The organism is Bradyrhizobium sp. AC87j1 (assembly GCF_002936975.1).
GTDB lineage: Bacteria > Pseudomonadota > Alphaproteobacteria > Rhizobiales > Xanthobacteraceae > Bradyrhizobium > Bradyrhizobium shewense.
This window is the reverse complement of record NZ_PTFE01000280.1, coordinates 1-588: the sequence shown is the minus strand read 5'-3', so window position 1 is coordinate 588 and position 588 is coordinate 1. Positions and strand designations below refer to the sequence as shown.

Here is a 588-nt window from a genome sequence, read left to right as displayed (position 1 = left end):
CGAGCCCGCCACGATGGACCGGCCGTCGATCATGTAGTGCCTGCTCCAGCGCATCGAGCACGAAGCCTGCATGCGCCGTGCGCGAGGCCCGCCAGCCCACGATCCTGCGAGCATAGGCGTCGATGACAAAGGCGACGTAGACGAAGCCGGTCCAGGTCGCGACATAGGTGAAGTCGGAGAGCCAAAGGACGTTCGGCCGTGGCGCCTGAACTGGCGATTGACGTGATCCAGCGGGCATGGCGCCGCCTTGTCGCTGATCGTGGTCTTGACGGACTTGCCGCGGATGACCCCTTGCAAACCCATGTCCCGCATCAGCCGCGACACCGTGCAACGGGCAACATCGAAGCCTTCGCGCTTGAGCTGGCGCCAGACCTTGCGCACGCCGTAGACGGCGAAGTTCTGATCGAACACCCGCCGAACCTCGATCTTCAGCGCGGCGTCCTGCCTGGCTCGCGCCGACCGCTTGGCCGGATCGCGCCGCTTGGCCACATGGGCATGGTAGGTCGAGGGGGCGATCGGCAAGACCTTGCAGATCGGCTCGACCCCATGCGCCCCACGATGATCGTCGATGAAGGCGATCATGGCTTG

General features: G+C 65.3%; 1 pseudogene and 1 other annotated feature. The pseudogene reads right to left on the bottom strand.

The features are described 5' to 3' along the window. Positions 1 to 588 (bottom strand): annotated as a pseudogene (locus CV770_RS41320) (IS3 family transposase); the annotation flags it as partial. Then, positions 508 to 588, bottom strand: a sequence feature (AL1L pseudoknot). This feature is flagged as partial in the annotation. (Overlaps the previous pseudogene by 81 nt.)